The 23,409-nt window shown below is 71.0% G+C and carries 24 protein-coding genes; all 24 read right to left on the bottom strand.

What is annotated here, in order from left to right; all coding sequences use genetic code 11:
- Positions 1–31: 31 nt before the first annotated feature.
- Positions 32–601: a hypothetical protein gene (locus CLT71_RS37310; protein WP_158242402.1), complete on the bottom strand. Its 570-nt coding sequence runs from the start codon at positions 599–601 to the stop codon at positions 32–34.
- A gap of 22 nt (positions 602–623) precedes the next feature.
- Positions 624–947, bottom strand: a complete 324-nt coding sequence (locus tag CLT71_RS35995) for a hypothetical protein (RefSeq protein WP_101372108.1) — start codon at positions 945–947, stop codon at positions 624–626.
- A gap of 51 nt (positions 948–998) precedes the next feature.
- Entirely contained in the window at positions 999–1,991 is a 993-nt protein-coding gene (locus CLT71_RS36000; RefSeq protein WP_101372109.1) for a peptidoglycan recognition protein family protein, read from the bottom strand.
- Entirely contained in the window at positions 1,966–2,268 is a 303-nt protein-coding gene (locus CLT71_RS36005) for a hypothetical protein (protein WP_143743863.1), read from the bottom strand. Before CLT71_RS36005 ends, CLT71_RS36000 begins: the two co-directional genes overlap by 26 nt.
- 32 nt (positions 2,269–2,300) lie before the next feature.
- Positions 2,301–4,388: a glycosyl hydrolase family 28-related protein gene (locus CLT71_RS36010; protein WP_143743865.1), complete on the bottom strand. Its 2,088-nt coding sequence runs from the start codon at positions 4,386–4,388 to the stop codon at positions 2,301–2,303.
- A 72-nt stretch (positions 4,389–4,460) separates the two neighbouring features.
- On the bottom strand, positions 4,461–5,222 hold the full coding sequence (locus CLT71_RS36015) for a hypothetical protein (RefSeq protein ID WP_143743867.1): 762 nt from the start codon (positions 5,220–5,222) through the stop codon (positions 4,461–4,463).
- Positions 5,223–5,405: 183 nt separating this feature from the next.
- Positions 5,406–6,566, bottom strand: coding sequence for a Gp37-like protein (locus tag CLT71_RS36020; protein WP_101372113.1), 1,161 nt, complete (start codon positions 6,564–6,566; stop codon positions 5,406–5,408).
- An 8-nt stretch (positions 6,567–6,574) separates the two neighbouring features.
- Positions 6,575–7,537, bottom strand: coding sequence for a phage tail family protein (locus tag CLT71_RS36025; protein ID WP_143743869.1), 963 nt, complete (start codon positions 7,535–7,537; stop codon positions 6,575–6,577).
- On the bottom strand, positions 7,538–11,716 hold the full coding sequence (locus CLT71_RS36030) for a hypothetical protein (RefSeq protein WP_158242403.1): 4,179 nt from the start codon (positions 11,714–11,716) through the stop codon (positions 7,538–7,540).
- A 35-nt stretch (positions 11,717–11,751) separates the two neighbouring features.
- Entirely contained in the window at positions 11,752–11,976 is a 225-nt protein-coding gene (locus CLT71_RS36040; protein ID WP_143743872.1) for a hypothetical protein, read from the bottom strand.
- Positions 11,977–12,188: 212 nt separating this feature from the next.
- Complete coding sequence (locus CLT71_RS38480) at positions 12,189–12,878, bottom strand: DUF2510 domain-containing protein (protein ID WP_486483769.1); 690 nt, start codon at positions 12,876–12,878, stop codon at positions 12,189–12,191.
- Positions 12,879–12,911: 33 nt separating this feature from the next.
- Positions 12,912–13,454 (bottom strand): phage tail tube protein, encoded by a 543-nt coding sequence (locus CLT71_RS36050; protein ID WP_143743874.1) that lies wholly within the window; start codon positions 13,452–13,454, stop codon positions 12,912–12,914.
- A gap of 162 nt (positions 13,455–13,616) precedes the next feature.
- Entirely contained in the window at positions 13,617–14,093 is a 477-nt protein-coding gene (locus CLT71_RS36055) for a hypothetical protein (protein WP_101372119.1), read from the bottom strand.
- An 8-nt stretch (positions 14,094–14,101) separates the two neighbouring features.
- Positions 14,102–14,455: a hypothetical protein gene (locus CLT71_RS36060; RefSeq protein WP_101372120.1), complete on the bottom strand. Its 354-nt coding sequence runs from the start codon at positions 14,453–14,455 to the stop codon at positions 14,102–14,104.
- A 23-nt stretch (positions 14,456–14,478) separates the two neighbouring features.
- A complete protein-coding gene (locus CLT71_RS36065) occupies positions 14,479–14,823 on the bottom strand; it encodes a hypothetical protein (protein ID WP_101372121.1) in 345 nt (114 codons plus the stop codon).
- Positions 14,823–15,485 (bottom strand): hypothetical protein, encoded by a 663-nt coding sequence (locus tag CLT71_RS36070; protein WP_101372122.1) that lies wholly within the window; start codon positions 15,483–15,485, stop codon positions 14,823–14,825. The genes CLT71_RS36065 and CLT71_RS36070 overlap by 1 nt, the downstream gene beginning before the upstream one ends.
- Entirely contained in the window at positions 15,485–15,883 is a 399-nt protein-coding gene (locus tag CLT71_RS36075; RefSeq protein WP_101372123.1) for a hypothetical protein, read from the bottom strand. The genes CLT71_RS36070 and CLT71_RS36075 overlap by 1 nt, the downstream gene beginning before the upstream one ends.
- Before the next feature lie 103 nt (positions 15,884–15,986).
- On the bottom strand, positions 15,987–16,379 hold the full coding sequence (locus CLT71_RS36080) for a hypothetical protein (protein ID WP_101372124.1): 393 nt from the start codon (positions 16,377–16,379) through the stop codon (positions 15,987–15,989).
- An 11-nt stretch (positions 16,380–16,390) separates the two neighbouring features.
- Positions 16,391–17,227 carry a hypothetical protein gene (locus CLT71_RS36085; RefSeq protein ID WP_101372125.1) on the bottom strand — a complete coding sequence of 279 codons (837 nt, stop codon included), beginning with the start codon at positions 17,225–17,227 and terminating at the stop codon, positions 16,391–16,393.
- An 86-nt stretch (positions 17,228–17,313) separates the two neighbouring features.
- Positions 17,314–18,219 carry a major capsid protein gene (locus CLT71_RS36090; RefSeq protein ID WP_101372126.1) on the bottom strand — a complete coding sequence of 302 codons (906 nt, stop codon included), beginning with the start codon at positions 18,217–18,219 and terminating at the stop codon, positions 17,314–17,316.
- 20 nt (positions 18,220–18,239) lie between these two features.
- Entirely contained in the window at positions 18,240–18,950 is a 711-nt protein-coding gene (locus CLT71_RS36845) for a hypothetical protein (RefSeq protein ID WP_143743876.1), read from the bottom strand.
- A 420-nt stretch (positions 18,951–19,370) separates the two neighbouring features.
- Positions 19,371–19,601 carry an Rmf/CrpP fold protein gene (locus tag CLT71_RS36095; RefSeq protein WP_101372127.1) on the bottom strand — a complete coding sequence of 77 codons (231 nt, stop codon included), beginning with the start codon at positions 19,599–19,601 and terminating at the stop codon, positions 19,371–19,373.
- The gene (locus tag CLT71_RS36100; protein WP_143743878.1) at positions 19,598–21,799 is read right to left on the bottom strand and encodes a hypothetical protein; all 2,202 of its coding nucleotides are present in this window, start codon (positions 21,797–21,799) and stop codon (positions 19,598–19,600) included. Before CLT71_RS36100 ends, CLT71_RS36095 begins: the two co-directional genes overlap by 4 nt.
- 216 nt (positions 21,800–22,015) lie before the next feature.
- Positions 22,016–23,059 carry a hypothetical protein gene (locus CLT71_RS36105; protein WP_143743880.1) on the bottom strand — a complete coding sequence of 348 codons (1,044 nt, stop codon included), beginning with the start codon at positions 23,057–23,059 and terminating at the stop codon, positions 22,016–22,018.
- Positions 23,060–23,409 lie beyond the last annotated feature (350 nt).

The following is a 23,409-nucleotide window of genomic DNA, read 5'->3' on the forward strand; positions in this document are numbered from 1 at the left end:
TTTCCGGCCACCAGCGCGGCGGCCAGCAGGGTTAGAGCACGCATCCGAGTAGCGGCAGGCACAGATCCACGCCGCCGGGTGGCGATGACGCCGGCGGCCCGGTCGGACCGGGCGGCCCGGTCGGACCCGGCCGGCCCGGTGGCCCGGGCCGACCCGCCGCCGGCGGCCGTGGCGCCGGCGGCGGCCTGGTCGTCGTCGACGAGCTGCCCGGCCGCCGCTGCGTCGGCGACGTCGACGACGGCCCACCACCGTCCGCCGGCGACGTCGACGACGGACGGGGCGCGGGTGGGGCGGTGCAGCCGTACCGGGCGCGGAGCTGCTCGACCACCGCGTCACGCGGCACCCGGTCGGCCAGCACGCACACGTCACGCCGCTGGCCGGCGTCGACCTCTGCCCGGGCGGCCCGCCGCTCCGCTAGGTCGGCCTCCAGCGCGCCGATCCGCCGCTCGGTGTGCGCGTTAGCGGCCGTCTCGGCGAGCGTGTACGCGATCCACGCACCGGCAGCAGCGCAGATCAGCGGCAGCAGCGCGTACAGCGCCAGGATCCGCGAGAGCTGCCGTCGCGGCCGGTGGATCAAGAGTCCCGGCTCATCGGACAGCACGGGGTATGGGGTGGTGGGCGGGTCACTTGGCACGGGGTTTCTCCGGTTGCAGGTCGTCAGGGTCGAGGCCCTTACCGATGACGGCCAGGCGCAGAAGGTGGTACATCTCTCGATACCTGTCCCGCTCCGCCGTCATCGCGTCGAGCCGCGTCTCAGCGGCGGTTAGCCGCTCGTCGATCCGTCGGTCGAAATCGGCCTCTCGCTGCGCGTCGGCCGACCGGAGTACGCCACGCGAGCCGAGCCACGCGGCGATGGCCGACGAGACCAGGGCGATGACGGCGGCGACAATCGTGGACGTTGGTATCTGCTCGCCGGCCCCCGCCGCGATCCAGTCCGCCAGCCACACCCGATGTACCTCCTACCGGTACCGACGGCGGGCCCCCGTGGCCACGCCGCGTCAGGCCGGATCCGGCCCGGCCTGCACCCCGGCCGCACCGGCCGCACCGGCCGCCGCGTACATGGCCAGCTCGCGGGCGATCGCCTCGCCGATCTGGTCGGCCTGCGCCTCGGGTCCGAGGTGCTCGACAACGCTCGCGGCGAGCCCGGGCGCGATCTCGCCGAGGTGCGCCAGCAGCGCCGCCCGGGTCTGGTCACCCTGAGCCCGGATCTCGGCCATGACCGCCTCGTGATCGCCGCCGGCGTTGACGGCGGCGAGGATCGCCGCCTGCCCGGTCCGGATCTCGCCGAGCAGCGCGGCCAGACGGCTGACCTGCTCCCATGTGTACTCGGCGAGCGCCCGCTGACTCACGTTGCCCCAACCGCCGGACTTGGCCCACGCGCCGACTCCCGCCGACTGGAACGGCTGCGCGGTCCGCAGACCGTCGACTACCTGCTCTTTACTCACACCGGGCCCCTTACTGATCATGTCGGCGACGTCGCGCCGGAAGGTGTTCATATTGAAACTGGGATCGGTTTTCACTGATGCGTGGCCGTAGCCGCCCGGCTGGTGTTCCTTGTGGCCGGCGACGCCCCACCCGGTGCGCTTCTTCAAGGCCGCGACGCCGCGCACGTAGGAGTCGTACTGCCGATCGGTCCACGGCTCGCCTAGGGCGTGCTGCGCCTCGATCCCGAGCAGGCCAGTGTTGCCGACCCCCTTGAACGGGCCGGCCCAGCCGGTACGGACGTGGTTGCACCGCCCGGCCGCGATCACGTGCCAATGACCCGTCCTAGACAGGTAGAGCTGCGCGATTGGCGGCGGTGCCGTTTGCGACCCGTTCAGCAGTACGTGGATCTCACCGGCGTCAGTCGAGCGGATCGACCCCCGCGTCTCGTGACACATGATGCCGCGCGGCTCGAACGTCGCCGACCCGCGCGTCTTCCACCCGCTGACCTCGTGCACGGTCAGCCCGGCGGCCCGCAGGCAGTCAGCCAGCCACGTCTGTCGGCCCATCGCCGCCTCCCCCCATGATCGGTGTCGCGGTGTACCGCGACGGGTCGCCCGGGTCCTGGACGACGTCGTACCCCTCCGGACCGGTGACCGGCCCGTACGTGATGTGCGGGGCGACCTGCGTTGACGCCTGCCAGGTAATCGGGGTGGCCAGCGCCGTCAGGGAGCCCGAGAACGTCACCGGCCGTTGCTCCGTGCCCGGTCCGGTGACCTGCACCTGCAACCCGATGACCTCATGCGGCAAATAGACAGATTTGTCGAAAACGATGAGTACGTTCACGTGCGGGTCCTGTTCCGGGATCGATACGGGCATCAGGGAGCGACCGCCGCCCAGAACGCGAACCCAATCGTCGCGTTGCTGCCCGGAGTGAGCGGGCTAGGCAGACTCGTCCGCCCGGTTCCGTTCGTCGCGAACCGGTAGCGGCCCGGCGTCGACAGTCCGAGGTTGGCCAGCGGCCCGGTCAGTTCGCTGCTCCGGTAGATCGTCGGCGGCGTGCTGGCGTTGAACAGGAACGCGACCCAGTACATGCCCCGGGTCAAGACGACCTCGGTAAACGAGGTCGTCTTGACGCCGGTCGTCGTGATCACCGAGTCGACACCGACCGCCGCGAGTCGCACCCCGGCCGAGTTGTACAGGCCGACGAAGTTCTGCCCAGCGGTCACCCCGGCGGCGGCGGTGAAAACCCCCCAGTAGATGCGTGTGCACGGCGCCGCGTCGTCGGGCACGTACACCGCCGCCAGGTACAGAGTCCCGCCGACCGTCACCCGACCGGCGCCGATCAGCGCCGGATCGCAGGTCCACGCGATCACGTCATGCGCCGCCCGTGGGGTCGGCACCCCGACCACCGGCCCCGACAGAGCGAGCCCGGCCCGGGACTCCGACACCGGAGCGTTGAACGGGCCCGACACCAGCGTCACCGCCGAGCCCCGATGTACCAGCCCCAGCGTGCCCGTCTGCGCCCACGGCTGCACCGCAGAATGGATGTAGCCGGACGCCACGACCACATGGCCCGCGTCGGCGATGTCGACGCCACGCTCAGGGCTGAGTACTCCCGTGCCGTCGTCCTCCACCCCGGGCAGCACCGTCAGCCCGTCGACCAGCACAGGGCTTTCTCCCCACACGGTCAGCGCCGCCAGCTCGTTACCGCCAACGCCGCCGTACAGACCGTCGCGGCGTAGCGTCACGTTCGACAGGTGGATCGGTGCGTTCCCCTCGCTGTCGATCGATATGCCGTACGTGAAGCTGCCGTCGGTTGAGCATCCCGACAGCGACAGCCCGGCGCCGCCGTACGTGCCGGTGACCTCGAAGCCGTAGCCGCCGGACCGTTCGGCGTGACACCCGACCAGCCGCGAGCCGACCGAGTCCAGCAGGTAAAAGCCCGTGTTGTCCGGCCGGACCGCCCGACAGTTGATCAACGTCATGGCGGAGGTGCTGCCGAGGTTGAACCCGTCCATTTCGGCGTCGATGACCGTGCAGTTCGTGATGGTCCAGCGCGACGGCTGGTGCACAGAGTCGTCGATCCGCGTGTGCTGGCCGAAGTAGAACCCGTCATAGGCCGTGCCCACCACGGTGACCGAGTCGATGACGACGCCGGTCACAGAACCCCGGCCGGTGATGCCGTCGCAGTTCGCCGCCGACGCGTTGAGCGTCACGTCGACCAGCCGCGCCCCCGTGTGCTCGACGGCGTACCCGCCGATCTCCCGGTCGACGAGCGCGACCATGCCCCGCGAGTCGGATCCGTCCGAGTCGTCCCAGGAGGCCAGGGCGACGATGACGGACGGCGTCCCGTCGACGGCGGAGCCGCCGACGTGCGAGCCCCGCAGCGTGACCGACGGCGGCAACAGCAGCGGCTCCGTGACCGCGTACCGGCCCGGCGGCAGGAACACCACCCCGCCGGCCGAACACGCGTTCAGCGCCGCCTGGATCGCTCCGGCGTCGTCGGTGACCCCGTCACCGGCGGCACCGAAAGCGCGGACGGACAGCCAGCCGAGCGCCGTCCCGGTCACCCCGCCGACCGTCAGCGGCCCCGGCATGCTCACCGCATCGCCGAACGTTGCCGGCCCGCCGACGTCGAGCGACCCATTGACTTGCAGCGGCCCGTCGATGATCTCCTCGGACGACACCACGGCGATCGCCGTCAGCAGCACCCGGGGCCCGCCCTGCGCCGAAATCCAGAGTTCCTTGACCCAGTCAGGGCCGGCGAACCGGGGAATCTGGCCGTACGCGTCGTCGCCGGTCTCGTCGGCCGAAACAATCTCGGTGACCGGTGCGCCCGTGTCGTCGAGCAGGTCAACGATCTGCGTACCGCCGACCTTCGCCGTGTACGCCCTGATGGTGATGCCGCCGACGACGACCGCCGCCCGGCCGGTGATCTGGTTGGGCACCTCGCCGACCACCACGTTCGCGCCATGCGCGAGCGTCCAATCGGCGGGCCCTCCGCCGAACCAATACCGCGTCACAGATCCCCCTGGTCAGCCGTTGGTCGGGTACGTAATCGCGGCGAGCATCACGTGTTTTCCGTACGCAACACCGGTTGCGAAGTTCCCGTGAATGACACCGTTTGTGTGGATAGTGACGTCGCAGGTTCCGCCGCCCTGGACGACACCGACCGTCCACGTCTGTTGAGTCGGCCGGTACCCGGCCGGAATCACACCGACCTGCACCGACGAGCCGGCGGGAAGGTTGATCGTCGGGCGAGAGAACGTCAGCGTCAGGGCCGCGAAACCGTTGCGGCGATAGACCCGGTTGATGATCCCTTCCCAGTTCGTGCCGAGCGCGACGTTTGCCGGTCCGACGTCCTCCCCGATCGTCAGCCAGCGGGTACCGTCCGACACCGACACCCGTTGCGCGGTCGGCGTATCCGGGTTGACCTCGATCGCGATCAGGGCAGGCTGCGGCGGCGGCAGCGACCCGTACGGCACCACCACCGGCGGCCGGCCGGCGTACCGGGCCACCGGCTTGACGTCCGACGGCAGGATCGTCGACACGCCGCTCCCGACTCGGACCTCCGCGATCGGGATCTCCCAAATCCCGTCGCCGGCGGCCTCCGAATCCGGCTGCTGGACCGGCGTCGGCGCCGCGCCGCCCGGGCTACCGGCCCGGACCTTCATCGTGGCCGACCAGTCGGACCGATCGAGCCGCAGCACCACCAGATCGACCCGGGTAGCGCCCGAGTTCGCGCCGATCGACAGAGTCAGCCCGTTCTCGTCGGTGCGCCAGCCGTGGCCGCGCACCGCGCCGGCGACGTTCGGCCGTACCTTGACGTGCATCCCGGTCGCGTCGGCGTACACCGGCGTCGTCGACGTCGGATAGCCGTACAGCCCGTCACCGGTGAGCGTCGCCATGAGCTGCTCAAACTGGATATCGTCGACCGCGCGCCCGGTGGCCGGTAGCGGCCAAGACGTTTCACCCATGGGTTAGTTCCTCTCCTGCCGGCCGAGCCGGCGCATCAGTTCGCGGACCAGCGCGACGAGCGTGGTATCGGTGGTCGGCTCGCCGGCGCCGATCGTCGGCGTCACCACCGCCCCCTCATTCGGGGTTGCCTGCACCCGGACGGCCGTGACCCGGTCGACGAGCGTCACGCCGCTGGCCAGCTCGACCGGGACCAGGTCGCCGAGTTCGTAATGGAGCCCGTACCGGACGCCGCCGGCGTCGATCGCCGTCGCGGTCAGCCCGGTCTTGGCCGCCTTGTCGGCGAGCGCCTCATCGCCGTACAGCTCCAGCCCGGCCGCGGAGTCGACCCCGGACTGGTTGACGAACATCTCCATTCGCCGGTACGGGCTGGTCGCGGCCCGCTCGACGAGCAGCCGGCCGGCGCCCTCACCCGCGCCGCCGACGATTGCGACCGTCGCGACCGGGGCGGTCGGATCCGTCGACAGGGCCCGCAGGTTCCCGCGCGACCGCCCAAACCGGGCATTGTTGCGGACCAGCGGCGCCGCGACCTCGAACAGCAGCGACCCGGCCCCGGTGTCCCGGATCCGGAACGTCAGGTCACCGCCGACAGTCGCGCAGTACCGCAGCACGTCCAGCAGCGGATCGAAGCGAGTGGTGACGTCGATGAGCCCGCCGACGCCGGCGGCCGGGCCGAGCGCCAGCTCTTGCACCCGCCGTACCGGCAGCGCGCCCGGACCGGCGTTCAGGTTGACGAGCTGCCGCATCACGGTCTCGGCGTTGATGCTCGTGACCGTGTACGCGTCGACGTCCTGGTCGGCCGCGTCCGTCGCCGGGTCCGGGTAGGTGATCCGCTCGCCGAGATAGGCGAGGTTGTCGGCAAACCCGATATTGACCATGCCCGGGCCGGCGTCCTCGCCCGGCTCGGCTGACCACCGGTACGCGCCCGGCCGCTCGATTGGTCCGGAGATCAGCACCCGCCCCGGGGCGAGTGGTGTTGGCTGCTGCACCACCTGGATCCGGTGGTTGGGCTCGGCTACTGCGGTGAGGATGTCGCGGCGGGCCGGTAGTTGCACCACTCCGGACCCGACCGCGTTGTGCCGCAGGACGACGTCGAGACTTGTCCACGGCAGCGGGTGGGTAGCCGGCCGCAGGTCCGGCGCAGTGATCAGGACGACGTACGACACCGGCCCCCCTACGCGGTCTCATAGAGGCCGTAAAACTCGGCGTACAGGCTGGTCTGGCCGGGCTCGGCGCCGGTGACGGTGAACGCGACTTGTGACGGGCCCGGGTCGAGCGGCCACAGCACCGACGTGGTCCAGTCGACGGCGCCCGCCCACGTCGAGCCGTCCGGGCCGATCACCGCCCCGGTCTCGGTCTCGATCACGATGGTCTCGCCGGCGCCAAGCGCCGCGCCGTGGTGGGCGAAGATGTCGAGCGTCCACGACTCGCCGCGCCGGTGGTTGACCGCGATGACCTCGGTCGCCGGGCCGGTGACCGTCCAGACTGGCCACGCCAGCACCCCGCCGGGGTTGACCACCACCGTGCTTCCGAGGCTCTGCGAGCTGGACACGGTCGGGAACGGGGCCAGGAACGATGACGGTTCTTCCGACGCCGACCGGATGATCGGTGTCGGGGACGGGTCGCGCCAGTACCCGTCAGGGCACCACAGGGTCAACGCGGCCAGGTCCCACCGGATCCCGGCCGCCGGCTGGCCCTCGTACCCGTCTTGGAAGAAGGCGAGGATCTCCCGAGCGGTTCCGTCCGGGCGACCGACCCGAAACCGGCCGGGCCGGCCGCTGTGAAACGTGCTTTTGAACGCGTCGGCGAGCCGCCGCCACCTGCCGAGAAACTCGGCATGGTTACGACCTTCCACGAACAGCGGAAGGATGATCACCTTCGGTTCCGCCTGCTGGTGGTGCAGGTCGGCGCCGCCCCGAGCCCTGGGCAGTGTGACCAGGGAGATCGGGGCGGCGCCGAGCCCGGACGGGCCTGGTGATGGCGAGAACCAGCCGGCGTCGAGCCGCGTAAGGGGAATCTCCTCGTTGTACGGCGTGATCCACGACAGCGACGGATAGTCGGCCGGTACCACCGGTGGCGGCGGCGGGCCGGGCGGGATTTCCGGGATCGACAACAACGAGCCGATAGCGACCGGCATCTATTCCTGCCTTCCGATTCGCGACAGCATGTCGTGCTTCGCGGTGATGCCCTGTAGCTGCCGCTCGTCCAGCGTCGCCACCCGGGGATAGATGTTGTACGTCGTCGACGAGCCTGCCGACCCGCCGCCGCCGGACAGCCGGGCCTGGATCCGATCCCAGTCCGGACCGGTCAGGATCCGCTCAGGCCGGCCGGTGCCGTTGTAGGCGACCGTCAGACCCGGCAGCAACCAGCCGCCGGAGTCGTACACCGCGTGACCCATCCGGGCGAAGTCGCCGACCGGCGTGGCGTCCCGGCCGACGACCACCCCGTCACTACCCCGCGACTCGAAGCCGAGCCCGGCGAGGTTCGCTGCGGTGTGCCCCACCGACCCGCCGCCGCGCTCGCCGGCGTGCGCCCACCCGGCGGTGAGCAGTCCCCACCCCGGGCCGGGGAAGAATGGCGCCTGGTTGTGGGTGGTGAACACCCGCGAGTGCGGCGACCGGCCCCTCATCAGGTTGTAGACGGCGCCGACCATGCCGGAGCAGTCGTAGCCGCCCGGGCCGACACCGGCCCACACGTACGGTTTCCCGTCCTGCTGCCGGATCCACTGCTGGATCCCGGCCGTCCGCTCCGACACCGGCCCCTGGTAGCCACCCGAGAAGACATCGGTGACCTTCTCGCGGATCGCGTCGATCACCGTGCCGAGCGCCGACCGGGCGAACCCGGTCACGACGTCGCGTAGCGCCCCGCCGCCGGGGATCTTCCCGATCAGGTCGACGACCTGCGACCGCACCCAGCCGATCGGGTCGGTAAGCGTGTTCCACACACTGGAGATCCGGCCGACGAACCCGCCATCGGCGAAGGCGAGCCCTTCGGAGCCGTCACCCGGCCGGCCGACCTGCGGCCCGGCTGTCCGCGTCTTGCCGATCAGCCAGTCGAAGAACGAGACACCCATCCGGGCCACGATGTGCGCCGGGATGACGTACTCCCCGTTGGACAGCCGGGCCAAGATCGAATCTGTGCGCGGCCCGCCCGGGCCGGTGACGAACCCACCAGTCGCGAACCCCTGCGGCAGCGGAATCTGTACGTTGTCGGGCTTGACCCCGAACATGCTGGCGATCTTGTTATAGGCGGCGAGCAAGCCCTGATTCAGTACCGTCTGCACGACGAACCTGACGGGAACCTTGGCGACGTCCTGCACCGCCCGCCAAGCGGTCTCGATGGCCGAGACACCACGGCGGAACGCCGGCGCCACCCAGGTTTCGATGAATCCGCCGAACGCCTCGAACACCGGCCGGATCAGGCTTTCCCACACGAACGACACCACCGAGGCGATGCCCCGAAACGCCGGTTCGATCGCGTTCCGCCATAGCCAGCTCGCGACGGCGCCGACCGCCCGGAACGCGATTTGCCACAGGCCGAAGATCACTTGCACGGCGGCCCACGCAATCGAAATCGCGAGTTGGATCCCCTGAAACGCGGGGACGACGACACTCCGCCACAGCGCCATGATCACCGGCATGACAAAGTTCGTGATCACGGCCGAGACGGCGTTGAAGACCGGCTCAGTGACGTTGGTCCACCACCACATCACGACGGCGGCAATCGCGTTGAATGCCGGCATCCAGACCTCGACCCACAGCCACGTCACCACGGCGGCGACGGCCGCGATCGCCGCGGCGATCGCGGTGAACGTCGGCATCAAGATCGTTTGCCAGAGCCAGACGGCCGCGACTCCCACGGCGTCGAGCGCCGTCGTGACGACCTGCCGGAAGCCCTCGAACCGGTTCCACGCGAACACCACGGCGGCGACCAGGGCGACGACGCCGGCGACGATCAGCGCCAGCGGCCCGCCGGCCGCCAGGGCCAGCGCGGCACCGATCGCACCGATCCCGCCGACGATCAGCGCCAGCCACGACGGGTCGAGCGCCGCCAGCCATGACAGCGTGGCGTTGGCGATATCGAGGATGATCGCTCCGAGTGGGGCGAACACGATCCCGAGCCGGATAGCGAACAAGATCAGGTTGCCGATCAAGGCCAGGACGTCGGGCCCGGTCTCGATCACGTAGTCGATGAAGGACTCGAAGCCCTCACTACCGGCGAGCCCGGCGGCCCACTCGGCGAAGCTGTCCGCCATGTCGGCCAGCCCGTCGCCCATCTGCTGCGACAGCGGCATGAAGGCAACCATCAGCGACGCGAACCCACGCGCCAGCCCACCGATGATGTCGCCGAAGGTCTGGAACGCCGGCCCGGCGAACCGGCCGAGCAGGTCGAAGAAGTCGACCCAGAACGGCGCGGTCAGCGCGGCCCCGGCCCGGGCGAACAGGTCACCGATCGCGGTAGACACCCGACTGACGAACAAGATCACAAGCGGGAGCACAGGTAGGAAGGCTTCGATGCCCTCCTGGACGCCGGGCAGTAGCCCGGCCTCCGCCGCCTGCCGCACAAGCCGGAACTCATCACGGAGCCCGACCAGGAACAACGCGAACTCGCGACCCGCCGGCGACAGCCCGGAAAGCGCTTCCTTCACCCGGTCGACGGCGGCGACACCGGCCGCCCCCGTCTGCTGGTGCGCCTGCGCCATCGACCGCTGAGCGTTGATCACGGCCTGCTGCGCCTGCGCGATCGAAAACGCCGCTTGCCGCTCCTGCGTCGCCTGGTTCGCCCGGGCCTCCGCAACGGCCCGCTGCGCGGCGGCGACCCGCTCGTCAGCCTCGGCGATCCGCTCCCGGGCCGCCCGTACCTGCTCCGACCCCTCGATCCCGGCCCGGTTCGCCGCCTCCTGCTCGGCGGTCAGCCGCTCCTGCCGGATCCGGAGATCCTCGACCTGCTGCACCGCCTGGTCGTAGTTGAGCTGCGCCCGCTCCCGCTCCAGATCCGTCGCCGTCGGGTCGGCGAGCACGTCGTCGAGCCGGGCCCGCGCCTCCTCCAGGTTGAGCAGCGCCCCCCGCTGCGCGAGCGCACCGTTAGCGACCGCCGACGCGAGATCCTCTTGAGCCCGGCGGGCGTCTTCCTGCGCCCGGGTCAGGTCCGCCCGGGCCCGGGCCGCCGCCTCCTCCGCATCGCGTAGCTGGTCGACCGCCTGCCGCACCTGCTCCGCCGACCGGCGGACCTGGTCGGCCGCGTTCGCCCGCGTGTTCGCCAACGACCTTTCGGCGGATTCGACCTGCGACGCCGCCGACGCTATCCGGGCCTGCTGGCCGGCCAGACTGGCCGCTGACCGGCCCGCCTGCCCCTGCGCCTGGTTGAGCGCTTGTACCGCCCCGAGCACGCCGGAGAACGCCAGCACGAGCACGCCGATACCGGCGACGCCGGCGATCGCGGCCGGGCCGATCGCGGCGAGGCCGGCCGCCGCCGCTGCCGCAGCCGGAACGATGACCGGTCCGATCAGCGCGGCGACGGAGAGTAGGACCTGAATCCCGCCGGCGGACGCGACCGACGCCGCACCCATCGCGGCGAGGTTCGCCATCGCACCCTGAGTATTTACATCGACGTCGATCTCAACGTCTTGTGCTCCGACAGCCCGGGCAGTGGCCGCGACCGTCGTCAGCCCGGTCTGCGCCGCCGTGGTGTCGGCGGTGACCCGCACGTTCGCGTCGGTGCGGGCCAGGGCCGCCGCCTCCCGCTGCAATCCCTGAATCTCAGTCTTGAGACGTGTGATCTGGGCACCGGCGGCGATCGCGTCGACGTGGAGCGGAATTTCCCCGCCCGCCTCCCGCACCCGCTCAACCTCGCGGGCCAGGGTGGAGAGCTGCTGCCGCAACACCTGGATACGGCCGAGCGCCTCCTCATCGGCGACGTCGATGTCTATGTTCTGGTCGCGTAGCTCGACGAGCTGGGCCCGGATCGCCGCGACCTTGCGATCCAACGCCGACGAGTCGGCGTCGATCTCGACGTCGGGCATGTTCGCGAGCGCGGCCTCAACCCGGGTACGGAGGCTACGGCCGAGCGCGGCGCCGATGTCCTGCCCGGTCCGGACGGCGGCGGCCTGCGCCGGCCGGCCGCCGGCCTGGACGCCGTCGCGGGCGGCGCCGGTCATCTGAGTGACGACCGGCGCCGCCATCTGCCGGCCGATGTCCCGGCCCACCGCGTCGGCGGCCGGGAGCACCTGCGCCCGCAGACGCGGATAGAAATCGCGGGCGTCGGGCTCGACGTCGAGCGCGACAGCACCGGCGATCGCCACGTCGGGACTGGTCATAGTGCCTTCTCCCCCGAGTGGCGTTGTGGAGTTGTTCAGCGCTGCTGTTTCGCCTGGCGGCGGCGGGCCTCACGTTCGGCCCGCTCGGCCTCCAGATCGGCGACGACCGGGGCGGACACCTCGGCCTCTATCTCGGCGATGTCGCCGGCCCCGAGCACCCCGGGCCGACGCCACCGCGCCGGCTCTTTCGGGCTCCCACCGGCGGCCTTCCCGACCACATAGATCAACTGGTCGAGCCGCTCGCCGATCTCGGCGAGCATCTCGTGAGTGCGGGAGTGTGGCCCCCACCCCCGCACCGGCGCCGCTTCCATCGCGGCGGCGAGGGTGCGGGGGTCGATCTCGTCGCGCTGCGCCGTCTTCGTCCGCGACTCCGGCGGTAGCTGCTCGATCAGGTTCAGCAGCCGCCGGTGGGTGAGCCAGCCCGGGCCGCCGCCGGGCAGGTACAGGTCTCGGACGTCGATCTGCCGGTCGGCTAGGTCCGCTTCGACCTGCGGGCCATATCTCTGTAGGAGCGCATCGACCGCCCGGATTTTCCCTGGTCCTGCCCGGTGACCCGCCGGTACTCGTTGAACATGTCGTTCACGTTGCCCATGGTCGGGGCGAGCCGTACCCAGACCTCGTCATAGTCCGGCTCGACCAGGCACCCTTGCGCCCACGACTCGTAGTCGCCGACCCGAAGATCCGCGTTCGCGTCGGTGGGCCAGTCACGCGGATCCAAGATGTGGACCACGTCGGTGCCGTTCTTCCCGGTCAGCCGTACCGCGACCGCGCCATCGGGAAGCACCCGCTCCGGCGGCACGTCCTCGATCGGATGCGGCTCGCCGACGTACCCCGCACCGTCCCAGTACCGTCGGATGGTCGGATCGGCCGGGTCGGGGTACCAGCCGGGCGGCGGGCCGGCCAGGCTCACCGGGGACGGCTGGACGAGCTGCTGCCGCTGGCCGGCTTCGGCCTGGACGTCGTCGACCCACTCGCCGTCGTCGCCGTCGTCGCCGGCGTCGGCCTGGGCGTCGTCGCCGGCCGGCGGCGGCGGGGCGGCGAGCCGGTCGGCCTGCTGCGCGGCGGCGGTCTGCTGGTAGATGTCCGGCGGCACCTCCCGGTACCGGACGGGGCCCGGTTCGGTGTCGACGGGCTGGCCGTGGGCGGGCACGGGCACAGTCATGGTTGGTTCCTTCCTAGGTTGGGGTTACGGGTCTTACGGGCCTTCCGGGTCTTCCGGGTCGGCGAGCGCGGCCAGGACGTAATGCCAGGTGATAGCCACGTTGTCGGAGCCGGGGTAGGCGGTCAGGGTGACGCCGTACGTGACCGGATCCGACTTCTTGATCGCGAACTCGCGGCGGCCGGTGACTTCCATCTGCGGGACCACGGCCCGGATCCGGTTCGGTCCGTCCACCAGGTCGAAAACCCCGCTGATGATCTCGACTCGTGGCTCACCTTCGTCGATGGAGAATGCGCCGGTCGCGTCCGGCTCGATCGAGCCGAGCGGCAGCCGGTGGTATACCTCCAGCGGCGTCGGCCCGGACTCCAGAAAGACGATCTCGAATGTGACTTCGGACGACGTCACGAGCTTGCGTACCGGCGAGTTCGACCCGAACGCGTTGATCGTCGCGGTGGCCTCGTCGACGGCCTTTTTCAGACCGTCCTCGGAGCACCAGCCGGCGTCGGCGAAGGCGGCATCGAGGTTGGAGCCGGTGCCGGTCGCGGCGGTCGGCAGCGTCGTCCCGGTCGGGGCGAACATCGCCAGCGCGGATCCGCCGGAGCCGCCGCCCTTCACACCGGCCAAGATCAAATCACGGTTGCCCACGGTTGCGGGATCCTTCCTACGGGTACGGCAAAGGGCCCCAACCGGACTGGTTGAGGCCCTGGGGAACGGGTCACGCGGGGCGGGCGCGCTACCGACCTAGTGAGACTTGATGACGAGTTGATAGGCGGCACCGATCCGCCGCACCGTCGGATTGACGTCGTACGGGCGCGGCGACGGCCGAGAGAACGTCGACACCTCCGACACCGTGGCGTCAGCGGTCGACCAGCCAGGCAGCCGGAACAGCAACGCGGCCCGGATCAGCCGGGCGAAGTCCTGCGCGCCTTCGCGGTCCGGGTTCCCGTCCGCGTCGCCCGGCCAGTACAGGTCAACGTCGATGTTCACCTGGTCCTGTGCCGGGTTCCTCTCAGTGCCACCGAATCCCTCGACGTGCACGAACGGCCGGCGGCTGTCGAGCAGGGCTTGCAGCTCGTCGGCCTGCGGCAGCTCGTTCGCGACCAGTAGATCGGCGATCCCGGCGAACGACCCGGCCAGCCAGTCGATCAACAGCGCTTCGGCGTCGGCGTACCGCAGAGCGGCCAACTCGTCGACGTCGAGCGGCGGCACCGTCGCCACGGCCGGCCCTACGGGGCGAGCGTGTCGTCGCCGGGCGGGGTGTACGGGCCAAGCGGCGTGTTCGGCGGCATGATCTTGACTCGGTTCTCCCGCGCCAGCTCTCGCGCCTGCCGCGACGGCATGTCGACCACCGTCCCGACCAACTCCGGCTCGGCCGGGTTGAACAGCCACAGCGCCCGGACGTAGCCCGGCGGCGGCGGCGAGACGCTCTGCGCCCCGACGTCGCCGGCCTGCTCGACGGCGGCCTGCCGACCTGCCGGCTCGGCCTGCTTCTGGACGCTCTGCGCCCCGACGTCGCCGGCCTGCTCGACGGCGGCCTGCCGACCTGCCGGCTCGGCCTGCTTCTGCTGCTTATCGGCCACTCTGGGCCCCCTTCTCTCCATGATCACCTGTTGAGCGCGTCAGCGACCCGGCCAAGAATCCGCTGACGTTTGATCTCCCTCGCGGCGCCGGTCCGCTTGTCGATCCACCGGCGGCCGAACTCCAGCGCGACGGCATAGGGATAGCCGGCCTCACTGGTCGCGTCGTTGATCAGCCGCGCGTACGCACGACCGTTACGGACACCGGCGACGACCCGAAACCGCCGTTTGTAGTTCCCGGTCCGCTCCGGAGCGATGACCAGCGCGTACGCGTGTCCCTGCTCCATCCGGTCGCGGAGCGCCTGCACCATCGGCGGCGCCGACAACGCCACGTCAAGCCCGGACTGATAGGCGACGAGCCGGGACGGCATCAGCCGGCGACCCTGTGCGCGATGACCCGCACCCCACCTTCGGCGCCGGTCATCGGATCCCGCTCGGCCTTCGGCCGCCCGTCGACCTCGTACGTCAGTCCCCGGACCTGTAGCCGGTCCAGCGCGGTGACCTCCGTACCGGGCGGCAACATGACCTCGATCGAGTCGGTGATGGTCGACCCGCCCGACTCGGCCCGCTCGTCGCTGGACAGGACCCGCACCGCAGCTCCGCCTACCTCGACCGACTCGGTCCGGTACCGGGTGTTGTTGTACCGGTCCGTCCCGTCCGGGATCCGGTGCAGGATCACGACCAGTTCACCGCCGAGTGGGGCCCCGTACGACGGGGCGGGGACGGCTAGACCGATCTCGGTGTGGTCCGGTGTCGGTAGCCCGCCGCTGGTGTGCTTCGCGACGGCCTGGGCGAACCCCTTGCGCCCGTCGGGCAGCGTGATCAGCGACCCCTCGGGGCAGTGCACGCTGAGCTGCGTCACGATCGTGACGGTCACGTACCGGCCGGTCCCGGCCTGCGTCCGGCCGCCTGACAGCTTCTCGGCGATCGCGCACCGCACCCCGGGCACCGGCGGCCCGTAGACGCCCCACACGCCCGCGTACGGCTCGATCGTGATCCGGTGGCGCAGCAGGAACGACGGTATGCGGCCCATCAGTGGTAGGGCCCCATCCCGAGCAGACCGGCGTCACGAAGGTGCCGCCGCGCCTGGTGGCCCCACCGGTCCGGCTCCGAGCCCTTGTTACCGGAGCTACGCCAGCCGAGCGAGACACCGGCGATGCTCGCCGACTGCAACATACGGGCGCCGTCGGTGCCGGTCTCCTCCCACCAGCCGACGACGGCGCACGTCGCGAGCGCGAGCGCCCGTTGCACCTTGGATTCGGTCGGCATTCCGTCGTCGTCGACGTCGTACACCGCGCATTCGAGCAGGTCATCGACGGCGGCGGACGCGTCGGCCAGGAGGCGGGGTATCTCGGACTCGTCGGCGACGTCGACGGGGTAGGCGGCGAGATCCTCGGCTGTCGCGTACGTGTGCCGGGTGTACGGCGGCATCCATGCCCCCTTTCGAGTGACCAGAACTCGAGTTCTGGGTGGGTGAGGTGGGGCCGGCCGGCCCCCCGCCGGGTCCAGCCGACCCCACGCCATACCGCCCCGGTCAGGCCGGGGCGTTGTACTCGACGTCGACTTGGATCGACACGTACGTCGGCGTACCCGAGACGGCGGCGAGTTCCAACGTCAGCGACCCGCCGGCGGCGATCGCCGTGTTCTGGAGCGTCGTGCTGCTCGCCCACGACGCGTTACCGGCCGGCAGGTCGCTAGCCAGCACGTCACCGCCGGCCGTGGCCGCGTTGACTGACGCCGTCGTGCCGCCGGCCCGGTAGCCACGGACCGCGGTGACGGTCGCCGCCCGGGGTGCCCGCCACACCACGAACGAGCCGGCGGCCGTCGGGCCGGGCAGCGTCAGGTTGACCGTGTGAGTGCGGTACGGGGCGCCTGGCACCTCGCCGGCCTGCCCGTCGAACGTGTGGACCTTGTATCCGGATCCCATGTCGTGCCCCCTCAGCTACCCGAGCCCGCGCGGCGGCCGGTGGTCTTCCGCCCGGCCGCCTTGCCCGGCTTCGTCTGCCCGTCCTGTTCGCTGCTGGCGGCCGGGGCCGGGCTGCTCTTGTCGTCCTGCCCGTCCGCGCCGTCCTGCTCGCCGCTGGCCGGGTTTCCGGCGTCGCCCTGCCCGCTGTCCTGCTCCCGGCTGTCGCCGCCGCTCTGCGTGCCGCTGGTGCCCTTCTGCGGGTCGCCCTGGTCCTGGCCGCCGTCGGAGTCGTCGGCGTCGCCCTGGTCCTGCTCGGCCGGCGTCGGCTCGGCCGGGTCCTGCGGCGGCGTCCGCCCCTCCCGGATCGCGGCGAGCTGCTCCGGACTGCCCGCTACCCGGTTCGGGTCGAGCACCCCGCGCGGGTCCGGGTGCTGCGCCTCGTACGCGGCGACCGCCGCCAGCTCCGCATCCGTGCGCGGGTGGATCTTCGGATCGTCGCCGATCTGGATGTCGCGCACGCCGTGGCGGGACAGGACCCCGACCCCGCCGTTTTCGCCGGCGAGCCGCATCCGCTCGTTGACCACGAATCCGGCCGGTGACTCGGTCGACGTCGCCGCCACGCCGGCGGCCCGTGCCGCTTCCTCGCCGGATACCTCGGTGCGGCGTGCGTGGATCCGCGCGGACGCCTCGACGGCCTCCTGTGCGGCCCGCGCCTGCCGGGCCTGGTCGATCATGTGCGGCGGCACCTGGTCGACCTCGACACGGACGAAGTTCGGCCGGGCTTCCAGGTCCGGCGACGGACCCGACAAGACGTACAGCTCTCCGGTGTTGCTGTTGCGATACGCGGCGAACCCGCTGGTATCGGTCATGATCGCTCCCTGATCTCGATCTTGGGGGTGGGGGTGGGACAGGACCGCGCGGCCAACCCGACCGGCTGGCCGCGCGGTGGTCGGGATCAGGAACCGAGCGGGCCCCGGATCAGTACGGCGCGGTTCGCGTCGAGCGTCTTGCAGCCGTACAGCACGTCGATCGACACGACATCCTGCTTCTTGTCCATGTCGTACCCGTAGATCACCCGCAGGCCGTACCCCTTGTAGGACGCGATCGCGGCGTTCGACGCGCCACGCGGCAGCGCCAGGGGCCGCACCGCGAGCGCGAACGCGGTCCGGTGGAACGCCACCCCGACCTCGGTGGTCGGAATCCCCGTGCCCGGCGTCGGGATCGTGATGTTATTCGTCTCGTACGGGTCGAACCCGTACAGGCGACGGCCGAGCGACGCCTCTTGCAACCCCTGGGTGTCGCCCCGGGCGTCGGCCCGGCTGAGCAGGTCATTCTTGAGCCACTCCGCGGCCATCGTGGGGCCGACGACGGCGTACCGCTGCGACGGCGGAACGGACTGCTTCGTCAGTTCCCGGCCGGCGGCGACCATCGCCCGGGGGTCGTTCCACAACTCGCCGGAGGTGGTGCCGACGGTCGTCACGATGTCGGACCGCAGCGCCAGCAGGTCGCGATCGATCTTCTGCGAGATCGCTTCCATCGCCGGCGCGAGAAGCCGCTCAGAAAAGTCGGTGATCTTGAGCGTGAGATCTTCCGACGTCACCGCGAAAGAAACGTCGGCGAAGTGGTTGAGCGTCATCGGGATACCGGACTCGGTCGCGTCCTGGACCGTGATTCCGGCCGCCCGGTTGTACTCGTGCGCGACGAACCTCGCCGGCTTCCGGATCGTGATCGTGTCACCGACCGCGCCCGCAAAGGTGTCTTCGTAGTCGCGGTGCACGAGCGACGCCATGATGGTCGTCTCGTACAGGTTCGCCAGCGCAGCCTGAGCGATGACGTCAGGCGTGAGCAGGGTGTTTGCCATGGTTGATTGCTCCTGGGCGGTCAGCCCGGGCTGTCACTGCGTCGCTTGCGAAACTCAGCCCGGAAATCGTCGACGGTTGACGGTTCGGTGCTTTCCGCGCTGCTCCCGGCTGCGAAGTCGCCACCACTCGGGACCGGCGGCAGCACCGGGGGCGCCTGGCCCGCCGGCTGTTCCGCCTTGAAGTACGAATCGGTCTCGACAGCCGTCCCGATGGCTGCCGCGACCTTGGCCGCGAAATCCGGCGCGCTCGGGTCGAGCGAGTCGATTCCGCGCATGAATTGACGGCTGTCCGTCAGCCGTTTCGGATTCGCGCCGTGCTCCGACGCGTTCTGCCAAATCGCCAACTCCCGGGCCATCGCGACCCGGTCGGCGGTCTGGCTCGTGAGTTGATCCGTCAGGATCCGAATCTGTTCCTCCGGCGCCGGGCCGCTCTCGCCGTCGGTGTCGTCCGGCACGTCCGGCATGAGCCCGGTCGCCTTGAGCAGCGACGCGACCCACTCCTGTCGCTGCTCCTCGAACCGCTGCGCGGCCCGCTCCTCGGCCGTCTTGGCCTCGACGCGACGGTCTCCGTTCTCGGTCCGCAACTGCTTGATGTAGTCGCGGATCTCGGCCGGGAACTCGTCGAGCGACCGCTCTGCCGGTGGCTTCGTGCCCCCGGCCGGCTGCGCGCCCGGTGGCGGCGTCACCGGTGCCTGGTTCGGTGCTGGCTCCTGAAAGAACGGCTGGAACACGCCGTCACCGGTGCCGGCCGGCGCGGATCCGGCCGCCCCGCCATCACCGCCGCCGCCGGTGCCGCTGGTGCCGCCGTCGCCGCCGGTGCCGCCGCCCGCGTCGCCGGCGGCCGGAGCCGGGGCGGCCGGGGCGGCCGGGGCGGAGTCGAGCGGCGGCGTCGCGAGCGGACACAGGTACGAGGCGACCGTGAGCCGGAGCAGCCGGGGACGCGTCAAGGTCTTCATGTGGAGTGCCCTCCCGGGGCGGATGGGCCGCGGCTCCCGGCCGGCGGCGTGCGGATACGACACAGCCCCGACCGGCCCGAATCGGGCCCGTCAGGGCTGTGTGTGCTCTTCCAGGGGTCGCAGGCCGGTGACCTGCGGATATAAGTGACCTACCGGCCCGGAACCGGCCGTGACCGGCCGGGCCGCTCTACCCGGCTACTCGTCGACGTCGACCAGCTCGTCGAAATCGGTCTCCGGTGGCCGCCAATGGTGGTAGCCGCGTACCCACGCCGACGCGCGTAACCGCTCGGCCGGGTCACTGCTGGCCGGGTCGTACGGGCACGCCGTCAGCGGCAGTTGCCGGCGGGCGGCGTACCCGCCGGCGAGCCGGGCCGCTTCGGCCGTCAACGCGGCCGGCCTGGCCGGACCGGTCGGACCGATCGTCATACGAAGTCCCTTCCGGCCCCGGCGGCCAACCGTTCGTTACGAGCCCGACGGGCGCCGCCGGTGAGCTGCGCCTTGAACTCGGTGTAGGTCATGCGCGGGTGAGTCTCCCACCAGCGCAACAACTCCTCCGACGCGTACCGGCGTACCCGGTTGATCCCGCCGGAGAACAGGGCCCGGGGGTCGAACGCCTGAGCCCGGCCAGCAGGGGAGAGCAGGTGCCCCCGCGTCGCTGTCTCCGCCTCCAGGTATTGCAGGCTGACCCACTCGTCGTACTGGCGCCGGATCGCCGCGTCGGACAGCCGCCGGCCGCCGCTGCCGGCGGCGGCCTGCTCACGCTGCAACGTCTCGATGTCGAGATCATGCACCTCGGCGTACGCGTCCAGGTAGTCGCGGCCCTGGGCGAGCAGTTCGTTTAGCCGCTTGTCCTGCTCGGGAGTCGACTCCCGCCACTGCGTCGCGTGTTTCTTCTGGCGCGACGTCGTCCGGTCCGGCGGCCCGTACCGTTTATGGTCGTCCGGGTCGACGCCGTCCTCTTTCGCGAGCTGCCGAAACTCGGCGATCAGCGCGGGCGTCTTCAACGCGTCGGGGCGCTTGTCACCCCGGGACGCCGCGCCGGCCTCTCGCTGCAAGGTGGAATCCTCAATCTCGTCGGTGTAGGAGACGCCGTAGGCTCGCAGCATCGCCCGATAGACCCGGCGGGCGCTGGCCCGGTCCCCGTTCTCTGCGTCCTTTCGCGCCTGTTCCAGGATGATCGCCCACGCCTGGGCAGGCTTAGCGACGTCCGCAGGCGGTAGGGGACGCCGCATCGGCCCGACCGACGGGTCATCCTCCGGCCCTCGTGCAATCGTTGACGGTGTCGGACCAAGGTCGGCGAATTCGCCAAGGTGGCGATACCACGCCAGATAAAGGGCGACCCGCTCAACCAGCGCCCGGGGATCGGCTTTCTCCGCTGCCCGAATCGCCTTCTCGTCGGCGTCGGCTGGTAACCCGAGGACCCGGCGCCGGGACTCGTCGAGCCGGCCGCGCATCTCTCCGTCTCGGGCCCCCGTCGGCCGGGCGGTGTAGAGCAGCAGCGTGTCAAACCACTCCATCGGGTTCCGCACCCGGACGGGCCCGCCCGGACCGGCGTTGCGGCGTGCCTCTCGGTCCGCTGCTATCGCGTTGCGGCGGTCCAGTTCGCCGCGCAACTGCGCCAGCCGCGTCGTCCGGTATTCCTCCTCATCCGGCGCAAGGTCGCGCTCCTCGACGGTCCGGATCGCGGCCGGGAGTTCGTCGTCGGCCAGGTCCCGCGCGGGTATGAACAGGGCCCGTCGGAGCCGCGCCTGTTCCGTTGCCCGGGCTTCCTCGGCCTCTCGGGCGGCCCGCCGGCGCTCAATCTCGTAGTTGACGTCTTTGGCCTCCTGGTCGCGCTCCCGCTGCGCCTGCGCGTATCCCTCCGGCCCCAACTCCCGGTAAAGCTGGCTCGGAAGGCTGCGATGCACGTACAAATTCGCGAATCGTGAATTCAGCTCGCGGTCGGTCAAATCCCGGAACCGGCGTTCACTCTGGGCGTCGCGGGCTTCCTTCTCACGACGGGCGTGCTCCGCGTACGCCTCCTCCTCCTCCTCCGCCGCCGCCCGCGCCGCCGCCTCGGCCGCCGCCCGCGCCCGGGCCTCTTCGGCCTCGGCGACCGCCCGCGCCTGCCGCTCGGCCTCCTCCCTCTCGGCCCGCTCGGCGGCCTCCCGGTCGCGGCGTTCCCACTCGACGTAGATCCGTTCCATCGCGGCCTCGTCGCCGAGCGTGGACGCCGCGTCAAGTCGCCGCTCCATGTCGGCGTCGTCGGTGGTCTCGTCGAACGGCCGATCGATGATCGCCCGTAGCCGCGCGTTCTGCGCGGCCCGTTCGGCGTCGCGGCGCCCCAGCTCGCCATCGAGTCGCATCAAGGCCGGCTCGTCGAGGTTGTTCATCCGCGACACGTCGGAGAACAGGGCCAACAGGTCGTCATCGCTGACCCCGGTCAGGTCGGCCGGGATCCGGGCGAGCACCGCGGCATCGTCGCGGCGACCCAGCTCGTCGGCGAGCCGGGCTAACGTCCGCTCGTCGACGGGGCCCGGCCGGTTCGTGACCTCCGATATCAGGGCTTGCACCCGCTCGTCGGACAGGCCGGTCAAGTCGTCAGGTACCCGGGGCGACTCGACCTGCGAGGCGACCACCCGCACCGGGTGTTCCCGGCGTTGCGCCGGCGTCGACGCCTCGGGGCGTACGTCGCGGCCGTCACGGCGCGCGGTCGATACCTGTACCTCCGCCATCCGGCTGACCCGGGAGCGCCGGTTGTGCCGGGCCGCGATTCCGTGCATCGCCCCCCGACACGCACAGGTACAGATCTCGTCGGTGGCTTCTGCGCATATCTTGCTGTGTTCCTCGGCCACCGCCCGTTACCCCCCCGTTGTGCGATGCCGACGCCCGACGGGCGTCGGCATGATCGCGGCCTTACCTGTCAGGTCCGCGAGGACCGTCATCTGCGAGCCTCCAAGCCCGTCCGGGTATTCCGAGAGCTGGACTGATATCCGCCGGTCGAGGACCCGGCCACGGCGGCGGAGACTGACTTTCGATACGCCCTGGACGTAGCCGGTACCGCGCGTCGGTACCCCGTGCTGGTTGATGCCGCTGACGCGTACGTACATGCCCGGCGTCAGGTTGGTGACAGCTACCCGCTCCGGCTTCGGTAGACCCCCCGGCGGGGGTTTCCAGACCGTCACCGTCCGGTACCCGTAGGCCACTCCGGACACTGACGGCACGTTGGTGTCGACGCGGATCCAGCCGCCGGCGGCGAGTTGCTCGGGAGACACGGTGGACGACACACGGCCGATCAGGCGGCCCTGGTTGTCCGTGACTCGGCCGTCGGCGTCGACGTCGCCCCACCGGAACCCGAACGCGTCGTGCGTTATGTTTTCCCGGGCCTCCCGGGGTATCCCGCTCCCCTCCAGCCGCTTCGGGATCATGATCGATCCATTGGCGATGGCGCGGGCGACATCGGGATGCGTGTCGGGCACCGCCGCCCGCTCGGTCGCCTGCCGTGCGTCGTCCCGCTGCCCGATGTCGTCGAGCAGGGCCCGCCGCCGCGTCTCGCTCCGGAGAGCACGTAGCCGGCGAGCGATGTCCGGCACCGTGTCACGGCTCTCCAGCCCCGTCAGCCCCAGCGCGCCGACCTCCGCCGACGTGATGTCTCCCAGTTCTGGGTAGCGCGTCCGCAGCAGCGCCGCGAGGGAGTGATTCCCGGTCAGGTTGTCGTACTGCGCCTGCGTCTCGTCGACGAGCTGGCGGGCCCATCCGGCGCGGCTGTCGCCATCGGCCTGCCGGAGTGCCCGCATCAGCTCCACCGCGCCGTTACGGGCCCCGTTCCGGTCGCCCTGCTCCAGCGCGGCGGCCCAACGCCGGGCAGCGGCCTTCGTACCGGTCGGGAACCGCTCTGCGATCATGGCCCGCAACCGGGCTGCGCCTTCCGCCGGCAGCCGTGGCGCCGGGTCGTCGACAACGGCCGGCGTCTCCGCCGGCTGCTGCCCTCCGGTGCTGGCCTTCCGCTGCTCGGTCTTCGTGCCGCCGCCCGGCGGCCGGCCGGTGCTGGCCCGCTCGACCCGGTGGTACCGCTTCCCGTCGCGGTTGACGGCCGTGACCCTGACGTCGTCCATGTTTCGGATCCGGCCGCCCTTGGTTCGGATCCCGTGCATCGTGCCGCCACAGTCGCAGTAGCAGTCGCCACCGTCTGCCTCTGCGCACTCGCGGCTGTGCGCTCCCTTGTCGGCCACCGCCGGCCTCCTCGTGCTGTTGT

This window comes from Plantactinospora sp. CNZ320, assembly GCF_002846275.1.